Here is a 13,970-nt window from a genome sequence, read left to right as displayed (position 1 = left end):
GTGATTCGATGAGTGATGCAGAACAACCGACGGACGATCACGGACCGGGTACAGACAGCGACGACGAGTTCGAGCCGATACAGGTGTTCCCCGAGGCCGAGGAGATGGACCTCCGGCCGGGGGCGGACAACTGTTACAAGTGCTCGACCTGCGATACGAACTGTCCCGTCGCCGAGGTCGACGACGAGTTCCCCGGCCCGAAGTTCCAGGGACCCGAGCAGTGGCGACTCAAACGCCAGGAGGATCAGGATATCGACGACTCAGTGATGAAGTGCTCGAACTGCATGCGCTGTGATAGCGCCTGTCCCTCCGAGGTGCCGCTGTCGCAGATGCACAACACGGCGCGAGCGGAGTACGTCGAGCAGAACATGAGCAAATTCTCCCGCGAGTACTGGCGCAATCGGATGCTCGCGAACTACCGGACGCTCGCGCCGCTGGGTGCGATGTTCCCGCGAACGGCGAACTTCGTGACCGGCCTCTCCGTGACGAGTTGGCTCGGCGAGAAAGTCATGGGAATCACGAGCGAGCGGGACCTCCCCGAGTTCGCCACGGAGACGTTCCGCGAGTGGTGGACGAAGCGGGGCGGTGCAAAGATAGACAATCCAGACAAACGCATCGCCTACTTCCACGGCTGCTACGCCAACTACAACACCCCCGAAGTCGCCAAAGCCCTCGTACGCGTCTACGAGCACTTCGGCTACGAGGTCATGGTCCCCGACCAGTCCTGTTCGGGCACGCCGATGTTCGCAAACGGCATGCTCGAGGACGCCCGCAGAGCCACGGAAACCAACGTCTCCGAACTCGCCGCTGCGCTCGAGGACGGCGCGGACATCGTCGCCTCCTGTAGTTCCTGTTCGATGTCGATTCGCCAGGAGTACCCCGAACTGTTCGACTTCGAGGGCACCGAGGACGTCGCGTCGAACACCTGGGATGCCGTCGAATATCTCCGGGTTCACGAAGACCTCGAGGCGGCGCTCGCGGACGCGTCAGTCGACGACGAGCGGTTCGAAGACTTTGCCTACCACGCGCCGTGTCACGCGCGCAATCAGGGGCTGGATGGACAGACGGTCGAACTTCTCGCGTTAATCGACGGCGTCGAGGCACACGACGTGGGCGACTCCTGTTCCGGTATCTCGGGTACCTACGGCTGGAAGGAGGAGAACTACGAAACCTCAATGAAGATCGGGGAAGAGATGTTCGAACACATGGAGCACGCCGACGCAGAGCAGGGCCTGACCGAGTGTCCGACCTGCTCGATGCAGATGGGACACGGAACCGGCTACGAAATCACGCACACGCTCGAGGTGCTCGCAGCAGCACTCCTCGAGTCAGAGCCGTCTCAGTCGCCCTCGAGTGCTGACTGATGAATCTGCAGGATCGCATCGCTCGGCGTCAGTCTGCCCATCAGACACGGGAAATCGTTGTCGACCGCGATCAGCTCAGCCCAACCGTCCACCGATCAGAGCCGATTGGGCGCGGGCCGGTCTTCGAAGACCTGCTCGATGCACTCGAGCCAGTCTTCGACGAGCAGTTGCCAGACCCCGTCGCTGTTGCCGGGCCGGCTGGTGCGGGAACGTCAGCACTCGTGAGCGCCCTGTTCGAGGTGATGAACAAGCGCTTTGGCGAGGCGGATCGGGCAATCGGAACGACGACTCGCTCCCGCTCGAGGCCGATTACGTGGTTCGTCACCATCGATGCTCGCCGCGTTGACAGTCCGTTTGCGCTGTACCGAACGCTCCTTGCAGCGATTTCTTCGGAGTCGGTCCCCACGAGCGGCATCGGAACGGACGAACTGTGCACACGACTCGGCGACCGTCTCGAGCGCCATGACCGACAGGCTGTCATCGCACTGGATCACCACGACGAACCCGAAACCCTGTCCTACGGCCGCGTTACGACGCTGCTCGAGCCAGTTTCGGATGCTGTGTCTCTCGTTGCGGTGGGACAGGAACCCCCGGCAGAGTGGGGCGGGCAGACCGTCTCAGTGCCGGCCTACCGCCATCACGAACTCGTCGATGTCATCACAGACCGCACATCGACTGGGCTCGCACCGGGTGCACTCGAGCACGAGTTAATTCGGACGCTGGCGGACCGAGCGGACGGGAACGCACACGACGCGCTTGCAGCGCTGTTCAGTGCGGTCGTCCTCGCGACCGAGGACGGTGCAACTCGAATCGAACAGCCACATCTCGAGCAGGCCTGGGAGGCCGTCCACGAGGATGGCGTCCACCTCGACCGAGGACTTGCGCTCTCTGAAACGCGCCAACAGGTTTTGTCACACCTCATTTCGATTGATGCAGCCGACCAACCGGTTCGCGAACTTGCGACTGCGATTGCCGAGCAGTCCGCACTGACCGAGAGCACAGTGACGCGGCTGCTGTACGAACTTGCCGACCGGGGCGTCCTCGAGCGCGTCGCGTTACCGAGTACTGGAAGCGGCCGTCGACCGAGTACGCTCGAGCCACGGATTCCGACGATTCCGTTTCGGGCGATGAGTCAGACGAAACTCGAGTGAGTTGTGGGTCATCCACAGAGTGCTGGACAGTCAGACGGTCTGTTATCCGGTCGGCTGACGAGTCAGGGACCGAAATGATAGGTTGCTTTTTGGTCGTGGAACGGGTTATCTCCCATATTGACTGACGAGCATGACAATTGAGTTTGCGCAGACGACGTCGCCGACCGGACTCGAGATTTACGATTCAATCGAGCAGCGGCGACTCCACGTGCGGACCGACGAGCACTCGTCGGTCACCGATGTCGACGTCGATGGCTTCTGTTTTCCGGTTGATCGAGCCTGTCGCTTTCGCACAGCAACACTCGAGTTCAATCAGGCGTACTCAGCAACGCTTCACGGGCCGGACGGCCAAACCGAGGCAACCGTCGACGTGGGCGAAACGGTACCCCTCGAGGATCGACCGCAGTTTATCGGACTGAGTGGCCCGATCAGGATCTACTGTCGCATCGAGGCGAGTGCAACACTCGAGAGCGGACTCACGTCGATTCGATTGACGTTCGACGAACCCGCGACAGTCATACTTGGCGCTCGCTCGACACACGACCGGCCAGCGGGGACGATCACCACGTCACCGAATCCCGAATCGGTGATGCAGGCAATTTCGACGCTTCCGTCCGCCCTGAAAACCACCTCCCCAGAGCGAACGTGGCCGACACTCCGGGGGCATCCCCCGCTGATCGAACTCGGCGAGACACTCGAGATTCCCGACTCGATTACCGAGCCAGCGAGCGACATCGAACTCATCATCCCGCCCACATACGAAGCGATCTATCAGGCTGCGCCGCTCGCGTTTTTCCTCGGCGCGACACTCCGTCCTGGCGAAGAGCCCGCACTCAAGACGCCACAGTGTACACACTTCCTCGCGGAGGAGCACTCCCTCGAGGAGTCGGTCGCCAGACTGCTCAAGCGATGTTTCCTGCTCGATTGTCTCACCCGCACTGACGGCCTCTTTCAGTACGAGTTCCACGAGCGGACAGTGCTCGCAGACGAGTTGCCGTTCGACCTCGCCGACACCTACGCGGCTCCGCTTCCGGTCCGCCTCGAGCGCTATCTCGAGGTTCCATACGACCTGCTCGAACCGCATGTTCCACGCTGGCCGCTGACGGCACACGTCGACGCTGAGCCGGAAACGGCAGAAATCGTCCCGTTCATCGTCAACGAACTCGGGATTATCCGGACCTCGAGCGGGCAACACGTCGAGACGGCACCCCCAGTTGAATCGACGCCACAGTCCCAGATCGTTCGCTCGGCGAGCAGTTCCCGCACGCCAGCCTCGGAGGTGACCGAACTCGGCCCGTCAGTTATCGTCCCCGACGTCACTGACGAGGCAGTCGAACACGCCTGGTTCAGCGACGGCGTCCCACAGAACGCCTCAAAAGCGACGCTCGAAGCCTATCGGAATCAACTCACCCGCGACGAGCGAACCGAGTCAATAGAGATCTTGCTCGTGTGTAACGACGCCCGGATGCTCGCCGAACACGACCTCCTCGATGAAACCTACGGCAATCGTGACGCGCTTCCGTTCGAAATCGACTCGGCGTTCGGCGTCGATACGGACCAACTCGCATCGCTGCTTGCCGACGGAGGCTATGACTTCCTCCACTACATCGGTCACGCTACGGAGGACGGTCTGCGCTGTCCCGACGGGGACCTCGATGTTCGAACCCTCGAGTCGGTTGATCTCGGCGTGTTCTTCCTGAACGCCTGTCGCTCCTACGAACAGGGGCTTGCACTGACTCGTCGCGGCGCGTTCGGCGGCGTCAGTACGTATGCGGACGTCCCAAACGAGGAGGCAGTCGATGCCGGCGAGACGATGGCCCGACTGCTCAATCGAGGCTTCCCGCTTCGTGGCGCACTCGAGATTGCACGCGAGCATTCCCGACTCGGCGACCAGTATCTCATCGTCGGTGACGGGTCGACGGACATCGCCCAATCGGACGGCGGCGCACCGATGGTCATCGAACTCGAGCGCGACGATGAAACCTACCAGTTCGGTGCGACCTCCTACTCAACCAAGGAGTTTAAACTCGGGACGACAACGGCCTCAACGCTCGAGGCGGCCGAAGACCGGCACCTGACACCCGGAGCGACGCCACGAACAACGGTTGATTCGCAGGCCGTCCAGGAGTACCTCACCTGGACCGAGTTCCCAGTGCTTGCTGATGATGCGTTACACTGGAACGACGGCATCGGTCCGGGGCTCTCGCTGTAGCGTCTCGGTTTCTCGGCTGAAAAATCGCGGTGCAGTCGTCTTCTCGAGTCTGGGGGTTCCTGTGTTGCTCAGGGTCCGAGCTGTGAGGTACTGCCACCGGCGACCGTTCCTGCCTGACTGAGCAGGACAAATATGGTGAACAGGACGCCGATCATTCGTGGGTGCGTGGCCAGGTAGTCGCGCATGTTGTCTGAGTCAACCATACACCAGTGGCAGTTTCCGATGGATATAAGTTTAATTTATCATTACAGACATGGGGCGCTAAAATTGCTGGTACACAGACTCTAATATAGGTAGACTCGAGCGTGGCGTGCCCACTTTTTCGACCGAAAAACTCGGTTGCCACTCCAAACGGGAGAACATGGGCGCTTGCAGCGGCGCTATCGCTACTCAATTCGGATATGGGTGTTGACTGTTCACATTTCGGACCGGGTCTGGCGCTCCCGTACTTGTTCGCACTGATTCCAGGGCGTGACCTGCGGACTGCTCACTACATCTCTCAAAGAAACAGGGTTCAACGAGACACCTCTCGAATCAGCATTCAGCGCCATCGCGCGCAAAAATCGCCGACTTCACGTACCGCTCGCCCAGGTTCCCGTTAGGAAGACACGCCAACCGGCCCGAGCGTTGCTTCCGGATCGTCGTCGTTCGTCTCCGCGTCTATCTCTGCGTCGTCGACATCCTCGAGGTCTCCCTCATCCGCGTCATCCGCATCGACGTCATCTTCTGCTGGTTCCTCGGCTTCTTCCGGTTCGTCGACCTCCTCGAGTGTGACCTCGAGTTGCTCACCGTCGAGGACGGCAGACTCGGGCACGTCGGTCTGGCCCTCGTAGTAGACCAGCGTCTCGTCACCGTCGGTCGTACTGACCGTAATCTCGTAGTCGTCGGCCGCCGCGACGCTACTGTTCGTGTAGCCGTCGTCGACGCCGCGCTCTTCGTTCGTCGCGTACGGCACCGTCAGTTCGAACGTGCCGTCATCGGCGAGGTCGACTTCCTGCGTGTACGTGAACGGGCGATCTGTCCCCGTCTCGAGGTCGACAGCGGCAGTGACGGTCGCGTTTTCGTCAGCCAGTTCATCGTCATCGACAGCGCCGGTGAACGTCGCGCCATCGACGCGCTCGAAGGTCTTCAGCGACGAGGTGATCTGGGCGTTGTGATAATAAGTCCCATCCTCATCGAACGGAATTGCCTGATTGGTCTGATTCGCCATCTCGACTTGGCCAGCTAACTCCTCGACATCGTTCCAGCTATTCCAATCTGCCCGAAGTCGATCCGCCGTACTCATCTGTGGTATCACCTGTCCCGACCGTTCATCTATCTCCACACCCGCACCGACGATGGAGAACTGCGCTGTCTCGTGGACGAGTCGATAGTGCTCGAGACCGTCTGCATCCTCGAGATACAGCGACGAGACCATCGTGTCCTGATAGCGGTCATTGCCTGCGTACGACGCGATTTCGTTCTCACCGACAAGCACGTTCTGTTGCTCGAAGTACGCCTGCCACTCAGGTTCTGTCCACTGTGCGATTGCTGTGAACTTGCCCCCGGCCATCGAGTCATCGATCATCACATAGCGCATCTCCTCGTGGGTGGCGTTCTCGGCCATCGCCTCGAGTTCCGCGTCGGACTCGTCGCCGGGCGATTCACCGGCCGCGATTGAATCGAGGACCAACTCGCCGCGTTCTTCGGACTCTGCGGTCAGGAACGCCGAGGACGATGTTGCACCGGACTGGAAGGGATTCGAGTGCGGGGCTCGCTCACCCTGTGTCGTTATCAGGTGGCCGTAGTCCCACCACGACATGATGCCGTAGGAACCGACAGGGTAGTCGTAGTTTTCGTTCTCTGGGTACTCGTAGGTGCCATAGAGGTCGAATTGACTGGAATTATCTGCACCACCCCAGTCACCCTGTTCGGGTGTGTTCTCTGCAAGCCAATCGTTCGAATCTTCCCAGAGTATTGAGTCGCCGGATGGCGCCGTTACACCGCCGCGGTCCATCGCAGTCGCTGCGCCCATTGGAGTCAACAGTGGGACGAACAGCACGATTACGATGATGAGGCCAACAATTGCCTGGTAGGTCTCGATTTCTCTGAGTGAGTTGACGCCGCTCTCGAGATCGAAATCGAAGAAGCGGATGACGTCGGCAACGAAGGCGGCGTTGATGACTGCAACCGGAAGCACGAGATAGTATGCAAACCGAACCTGCGTTGCAGCCATACTCGTCAGGAATAGCGCCCACACGATGACCAGCGTGTGCTCGGTGCGATACTCACGGTCGAAAAAGGGACGAGCGAGGAGCAATCCGATGCCAAGAAGCATCGTAAAGAACGCTGCACCTGTCTCGTTGAAGACGTGAGTCGCGAAGTTTGGTGGTGATTGGGCCTCCTGAATCGTCGCATCGGTTCCCGCATCAGCGAACGGAACAACACGGCGTGTCGCGTTATCGACGAGCGTACTGAATAGGTCCGGAAGGACCAGCCACATCACCAGGAACGTCGCAGCGATGAGGCCGGCAATCGCACCCGGGTAGTAGCGTCTCTCGAGTCCGTGCTGATTCCATTGGCGAGCGAACCACGCCATGAACACACAGCCGCCCGCGACGAGCGCCGCACTCAGTGGTTGAATGTAGCTGAAACTGGTGACACTCGTACCTGGCTCTTCGATCAGCAACGCCGTCAACAGCGCCGCCGTTCCAAGGCTGACGGCTCCGACGAATGCGGTGTGTTCCGGTGAGCGACCCCGGACGTACTCGAGACAGAGCTGGACCGTAAAGAAGACTGCGAGGATCCCGACCAAGACGACCGCCGGTGGCCAGACCCAGATGTACAGTGTCAGTGCGACACCCGCGAGCGCGCTGTAGAGCGTCGGGCTCCGTAACGTGGCCCAGTCTTTGTCGACCAGTAACTCATACACCGGCTGTTCGCGTTCTGCAGCGCGAAGTGCAACCATCATCGCGAGGACGGCAATTGCCATGAACAACACTTCGGCGACGTGGTGCTGAAGCTGGCCAATCGTCGACTGTACGAGGAATCGACCCGGAAGAAGCGCCAGAATCAACACTGAAACGACCCCGCCGATTGTGCCACCGAGACGACGACCCATGTAGAAGACCGGAATCGCGACCAGTGCAGCGAGAACCGGGACCATGTACAACGACACCGTATACAGCGTTTCAGTCGTCGGATCGCCGAGACCGACGATCATCGCTGCGGTGACGAGAATCTGGTCGAACAGGGTCCCGAACTGCCCGACGTACCGACCCGTTGGGAAACTTGTCCAGATATCATACGGCATCGTGTACGGATAATTCTCCGCCGTCCACTGGACTGTCCGCCAGTGGTACCACGAGTCAACTCCGCCCAAGCGCGGGTTGCCGTCGACCATCGCGACGTTCTCGTATGCCTGAGTGCGTACCCAGACCATAAACAGCATCACAGCCCCGAGAACAGGGATATGATACCACTCATCCAACGCCTCGAGAGCCGATGTCTCCGTGCTCTCTTCGACGTTTTCAGTATCAGTACTCATTAGCTTGCACCAGTGCCAAGTCAAGAATAAGCCTTGTCATCTATTCGCGGTGTTTTTCTCTCATCGCTTCCGAACCCGTAATTTTCACGGACTATCTGTGCCGCTGGCTCCTCGTGAACCCCTCAATACACCCGAACGAAAAGGCTTATTCCCCGTTCACGGCAATCGTTACCCAATGAAGGTCTCCGTCGTCATTTGCACCTACGCGATGGAACGCTACGACGTCTTCTCGGAGTGCGTCGATAGCGTCCTCGAGCAAACCTACGATCCACTCGAGGTCGTCATCGTTGTCGACGGGAACGAGCCGGTCTTCGAACGCGTTACCGACGAGTACGGAGACTGTGAGAGCGTTGTCCTCCACTGCAACGACGAGAATCAGGGGATCTCCTACAGCCGAACGCGTGGGGCAGAGATCGCAACCGGAGATGTTGTGGCATTCATCGACGACGACGGCGTCGCCGAAGACGACTGGATCGCGCAACTGGCTCGCGTGTACGACGAGACCGATGCAATCGCAGTCGGTGGCCACGTCAAACCCGACTGGGTCACCAAGAAGCCGGATTTCTTCCCCGCGGAGTTCTACTGGCTGGTCGGCTGTGACGAACGTGGCTTCGGCGAGCACATGGAGGAGTTGCGAAACACGTACGGCTCGAACATCTCCTACCAGCGAGACGTCTTCCTGAATGTCGGCGGCTACGACGAAAACACCGGCCGCAAAGGCGACCGACACATTCAGGCCCACGAAGCGCCCGTCTGCATCCGGATCGCAAACAAGTACGGCAAGGGTGTTATTTATAATAAGCAGGCCGTTGTCCACCACAAACTGTTCGACTACCGCGGTGACTTCCGCTGGCTCGTCGGCCGCTCGTTCTGGCAAGGCTACTCGAAACGGATCATGGACTTGCTGTTGCCCGAAGCGTCGAGTGATAAGAACGAGTATTTGGGGCAGCTCATGCTCGAGTTTGTTCCAAGACGGTTGTTGGGACTTGCTCGAGCGCCCTCGAGTGCGAAAGCCAAGCAACTGGTGACGATTTTCGTGTTTACGGCGGCGGTTGGATTCGGGTATCTCTACGGATTAATTCAATCAGATGATTCGCTCGTTGGTGCCGAATCGACTTTGACGTAGGCTACCGATCATCATCGGGTGTCAACTCACGTGGGTTGGATAACGACCCCGGGCCGTCGGTATTCTCCCGACGCGACACAAGAAACTCGTGATAGTATCCGATTCCGCGAACGCCAGTCAGCACAGTCGAGAGGAGGCTGAATCCGATTCTATCGCGACGCTCGAGTTCTCTATCGGGCGATTTGATTCCTGACGGTCGGGGCGGGATTCCAGGGTCGCCGTAGCGGTCCGGGTGATACTGCTGGAGTTGACAGAGTCCACGGCCTACGCGATGGTCTTTCGTGATGAGCGCGCGGAGCGACTCCCGAACCGGGTGATACAGCGTCACATTTTCGGCGAAATGAATCGAATAGCCGGCATCTACGACGCGGTTTCCAAACTCTTTGTCACCACCAGAGATCAGCCGATGGTCAAAAAGGCCGACATCCTCGAACACTTCGCGACGCACAAGGAGACAGCAGGTTGGTGTAAAATCCTGTCGAGAAATGTACTGTTTGACGGGGAAACCAGTATGATGATCGTACCGCGCTGGGAGCGTTGGTTCGTCGGGGAGCGTTAACTCGACGTTGCAACCGACATAGTGCTCGTCTCGCGTGGCCATTGTCCGGCGCACCTGCTCGAGCCAGTCCGGTGGGACCGTCATATCCGCGTCGACGAACGCACACACCGACCCCGTCGATTGACGAGCACCCGTATTTCGAGCCGCGTACGACGACTGGATTTCGTCCTCAACGACGAGTTCGACGTGGTCGAATTTGCGTTCGTACTCGGCGACGACTGATGGTGTGCGATCAGTCGAGCCGTTGTCGACAACGAGGAGTTCGGTTTTCGGACCAAGCTGGGGACCAATCGACTCGAGCGTCGCTGCAATACCGTCCGGATCGTTATAGACCGGCACGATGATCGACACCGTTTCGATTTCGGCGTCCGCGGCGGCTGCGTCGCCGTCCGAGTCGTGATCAGTCGTCATCATCCGTGATCCCATCGACCGTCGTTTCGGTTAGCCGAGCCGCCTGATAGACCCTCGCAGTGAGGGTCACCGGGTCCTCGGTGTTCCGATCCAACCGCTCCGTTTCGTCGTTGTAGTGGCGCTCGAGTTGTCCAGTGAGCCACTCGGTGCGCTCTGAATCCGACCCGATGTCGAACACTTCCATCGCGAAGGGAACTTCGAAGCCGACGGGATTGTACGGCGAGCCGTACTCGTTGTCCCAGACGGTGGTAGCGTACTCCGACGACGTGAGGTAAGCGAGGAGTCGTTCGCACACGTCAGTGTCCCAGAATGGATGCTCCGGATAGCGACGCCGTAGCAGCGCGAAGGCGTAGACGTTGAAGGCGTGATAACCGATTGCTTTCCACCGGAGTTGGCGCTGTCTGCTTGGGAGCGGTACGCTACTGGTCAGGAAGGTCAGGCCGATCCGTCCTCGCTCGTCGGCGCGAATGAGGTGTGCGTACCGGCGCAGCGATCGAGACGGTTTGAGCGGGTGGAAGATGAGTCCGTCGTCGTAGAGCCGCAGGTTGGTCTCGAGTTCGTTCAGGTGTTTTCGAACGCGGTCGTCGACGCGCGGGTCCGTCCACGGCAGCCCCGCGAGTATCCCGCCTGCAGCGGCGAACCAGAGTTGGTGGTTGAACGTCGCGTCGAACGGAAGCACTCGGCCGTCGATTTCGACGCGCTTCCACAGCCCGGTCCGATCATCCTGCGGGTGAGCGAGAAAGACATCCTGGGCCAGGTTAGCCAGATCTTCACGTTCCAGCGTGCGAGCGGCGACCGCAAGCGCTTCGATGGTCCACGCTTGCCCGATCAGTCCGTTGCAATGATCCTTACCCTCGATATTGCGGTGGTGAAACGTCGCTCCGTTCGGTCGAGCGGTGTCGCTCTGTAGAAACGACGCCGTCGAATGGGCCGCGGATTCGAACTGTGAATCACCCGTTTGCTCGGCGAGTTTCGCGAAGGTGACGAGCCAGTGGGACGTGTTTCGGGCGCTCGTTTCAGGGTCCTGATAGAGCCCGTTGTGACCGGCCGGCATCCTCCCGTCAGAGTCGATCTCTGCGAGCGCGGCCGCCGCGATGCGTTCGACGAATTCGGGGCACTGATCAGACATAGCCGAGATCCTCGAGATGGCGTACAGTCGCGTCCGACGCCTCGTGTTGGTTTCGGACGATATCTGCCGGTTCAAGTCGTGAGAACTCTGACTGGATGACTTCGTGGGGATCGCCGTCCTCGACGACCGTGGCGGTGTGTGCGTCGGAAATATCGACGATTACGCCGTCGGAATCCCAGGTCAGGTACTTCCGAACCGCGTCTCCTTCTTGTCGATAGACGGTCCGAAGCGTGCCCCCGTACTGATCGATGTCCTCGCAGTACTTGCCGGCGCGCTGTTCGCTTTTGGCCTTCTTGTCGACCGTTGACCCGGTAACAAGAACCGGCCCATCCGCGACGAAAGCATCGTGTTGCTGCTCGTGATCGTCCTCGGTGACGTCAAGGGCGCGTTCGACGACGTTCGGGAACGCCCGAAGCGTCGCGAGTTCGTCCCGTCGTTCGCCGGATGTCTGGCCCGGATACGAGACGACCAACGGCACGTGCAGGAGCGTCTCGTGGAGGCCAACGATGTGGCCCGCTATCTGCATGTCAGGACGGACACGGCTTCGCTCGCCGAACCCCTCCCCGTGATCTCCCGTGATGACGACCAGCGTCTCGTCGAGTTCGCCGCGTTGCTCGAGCGCGGTGAGCAGCCGCCGCACGTGGTCGTCCGCCTGTTTGATCGTTCCGTCATACAGGTCCTCGAGCGCCTCCCACTCGTCCCACGTCTGTTGCGAGCCATAGACTTTCCAGGAGTTCGGGTTCAAATCGGCTTGCATCCGCTGTATTGAGGGTCCGCCCCACTCATCGTACTCGGGTTTCGGATAGAACGGTGCGTGGGTGTCCATCAGGTTGAGACACGCCGCCCACGGGCCGTCGACGCTATCGCTCCACGAGAGGAACGGATCGACGAACCGCTCGCCGGACTGATCGAGGCGGCGCTCGAGTCTCGCCGACGAGAGCGACCGACTGAGCTGTGCCGCCGCACCGTTCGCGAGGGAGCGAACGGGCTGCCCGGAGGTAAGACAGTGTTTGAGATACGCGAGGTGTTTATTCTCATCACCGTCGTGCTCGAGGAACTCAGGACTGTTAAAGAAAATATCCGGATCCGCGGCCGCTGGAAAGAGTTGGCCACGCCTCCCAACGGCGTGCTCAAACGCGAACTGCAGCGAGTTGTCACCAGTTAGGTTAACATTATCCGAAAACACACCGGTCGAGTAGTCATACTGGTCACGGAGGCGTTCCCAGATTGTTGTCCCTTTCCGGAGACGGTGGGTCAACAGATCATGCACCCCGTGTTCGGAGACCGTATAGCCAGTGAACATGCTTGTGTGGCTTGGCAGGCTCGTCATCCCTGGGGCTCGCGCCTGTGTATAGACCGTCGCTCGAGATTGGAACTCGGAGAGAAACGGCGTCGTATCTCGCTCGTAGCCATGAATTCCCGTATGCTTTGCGTTCAGACTATCGAGAACCACGAGCAGAACGTTGGGACGGCTCATATGGGGGAAGGTGGTATCGAATTGAAATATGCCCTTTGATCCTGCGTTATGCCGAAAAATGGATTGTCTGCATCAGAAGGCTAACGGTCCTTTTAATATGCCACGATTTAGTCTGTCGGTAATGGCGACGCTTCTACGACGAGCGCGTCGTGTCTATCGTGAGGAGGGCGTTCGGTCGACGGCTACGAAGATCAGTTCCTATATCATTCGACGGACGTTCCACACACTTGGTACGTGGGGTCTCTATAACTCTAAACGCTACATCTCGTTTTTACGCTGGAAAAACAGTGGCTTCAGTCGGTACCACGCGATTGCGGACCCGTTCAAGATCGTGCCCGCTGATCCGGAATCGATCAAATATGTGACCGGCCGCGGACCAAATCCAGGCAGGTTTCAATGGCAAGATATCGGGATGATCGCTGATGGCGACTGGGATCAGAGTTCCGAACGAGTCGACGAGTTACCTGTCGTTCGTGCGCTATCTGAACGGTTTGAGGAGGGACGCAACTGGGATGAAATCGACTTCATCCAGCGAGTAAAACGGGAAGCAAGACAGGGAAACGCGCTCTGGCGTGGTTGTACGAGCGAGGACGATGTCCGTACACAGTGTCACGCTGTCGATAACCTATACGCTGCGATTGCGGAACATGACTACCAAAGCAAGAAAGAATTGATAATGGCAACGGAGGAGATTCCGTCATCCAGACAGCAGATACCGACCCAATTTGAGCCATATGATGAGGTGGTTGTCGACATTAGTCGCGACGGCGAGTTTCTCTTCGTCGACGGCCGGCACCGACTCGCGATCGCGAAAATTCTCGAGATCGACGAGATTCCGGTTCGGATTTCAGCACGACACGCCGAGTGGCAGCAGGTGCGCGAAATGCTCCACGAGACACCATCTGAAGATGTTCCTGCAGCAGTGAAACAGCATCTCGATCATCCAGATTTACAGGCGCTCATCGACGCCGAAAAGGAGATGTAGAAGAGTTATGGTTACGGACTCGTCTATTAC

At 59.2% G+C, this 13,970-nt stretch carries 10 protein-coding genes; 5 read left to right on the top strand and 5 right to left on the bottom strand.

The genetic code is table 11. The features are described 5' to 3' along the window. Positions 1-8: 8 nt before the first annotated feature. The 3 genes from B2G88_RS03465 to B2G88_RS03455 all read left to right on the top strand — a co-directional run bounded on the left by B2G88_RS03465 (position 9) and on the right by B2G88_RS03455 (position 4,727). Positions 9-1,364, top strand: coding sequence for an anaerobic glycerol-3-phosphate dehydrogenase subunit C (locus B2G88_RS03465; RefSeq protein ID WP_054862218.1), 1,356 nt, complete (start codon positions 9-11; stop codon positions 1,362-1,364). Further along, complete coding sequence (locus B2G88_RS03460) at positions 1,364-2,515, top strand: Cdc6/Cdc18 family protein (RefSeq protein ID WP_087713976.1); 1,152 nt, start codon at positions 1,364-1,366, stop codon at positions 2,513-2,515. Before B2G88_RS03465 ends, B2G88_RS03460 begins: the two co-directional genes overlap by 1 nt. 130 nt (positions 2,516-2,645) lie before the next feature. Further along, positions 2,646-4,727, top strand: coding sequence for a hypothetical protein (locus B2G88_RS03455; protein WP_054862219.1), 2,082 nt, complete (start codon positions 2,646-2,648; stop codon positions 4,725-4,727). 68 nt (positions 4,728-4,795) lie between these two features. Here B2G88_RS03455 and B2G88_RS20040 read toward each other — a convergent pair whose 3' ends face one another. Continuing rightward, the gene (locus B2G88_RS20040) at positions 4,796-4,930 is read right to left on the bottom strand and encodes a DUF7503 family protein (RefSeq protein WP_281253830.1); all 135 of its coding nucleotides are present in this window, start codon (positions 4,928-4,930) and stop codon (positions 4,796-4,798) included. A 395-nt stretch (positions 4,931-5,325) separates the two neighbouring features. After that, positions 5,326-8,253: an oligosaccharyl transferase, archaeosortase A system-associated gene (locus tag B2G88_RS03450; protein WP_087713975.1), complete on the bottom strand. Its 2,928-nt coding sequence runs from the start codon at positions 8,251-8,253 to the stop codon at positions 5,326-5,328. Between the two features lie 175 nt (positions 8,254-8,428). Between B2G88_RS03450 and aglG the strand changes: the two genes are divergently transcribed. Next, positions 8,429-9,379 carry a glucosyl-dolichyl phosphate glucuronosyltransferase gene (aglG, locus tag B2G88_RS03445; protein WP_054862220.1) on the top strand — a complete coding sequence of 317 codons (951 nt, stop codon included), beginning with the start codon at positions 8,429-8,431 and terminating at the stop codon, positions 9,377-9,379. A gap of 1 nt (position 9,380) precedes the next feature. Here aglG and B2G88_RS03440 read toward each other — a convergent pair whose 3' ends face one another. The 3 genes from B2G88_RS03440 to B2G88_RS03430 are packed head-to-tail and all read right to left on the bottom strand — an operon-like array spanning position 9,381 to position 12,955. Next, positions 9,381-10,349: a glycosyltransferase gene (locus B2G88_RS03440; RefSeq protein WP_054862260.1), complete on the bottom strand. Its 969-nt coding sequence runs from the start codon at positions 10,347-10,349 to the stop codon at positions 9,381-9,383. Then, on the bottom strand, positions 10,339-11,478 hold the full coding sequence (locus B2G88_RS03435) for an agl cluster protein AglQ (protein ID WP_245835288.1): 1,140 nt from the start codon (positions 11,476-11,478) through the stop codon (positions 10,339-10,341). The genes B2G88_RS03440 and B2G88_RS03435 overlap by 11 nt, the downstream gene beginning before the upstream one ends. Further along, positions 11,471-12,955, bottom strand: coding sequence for a sulfatase-like hydrolase/transferase (locus B2G88_RS03430; protein WP_087713974.1), 1,485 nt, complete (start codon positions 12,953-12,955; stop codon positions 11,471-11,473). Before B2G88_RS03430 ends, B2G88_RS03435 begins: the two co-directional genes overlap by 8 nt. A gap of 28 nt (positions 12,956-12,983) precedes the next feature. Between B2G88_RS03430 and B2G88_RS03425 the strand changes: the two genes are divergently transcribed. After that, positions 12,984-13,940, top strand: a complete 957-nt coding sequence (locus B2G88_RS03425) for a hypothetical protein (protein WP_140408813.1) — start codon at positions 12,984-12,986, stop codon at positions 13,938-13,940. The last annotated feature ends 30 nt before the right edge of the window (positions 13,941-13,970 follow it).

The sequence above is a fragment of the Natronolimnobius baerhuensis genome, assembly GCF_002177135.1.
Classification (GTDB): domain Archaea; phylum Halobacteriota; class Halobacteria; order Halobacteriales; family Natrialbaceae; genus Natronolimnobius; species Natronolimnobius baerhuensis.
This window is presented reverse-complemented; position numbering and strand designations above follow the sequence as displayed.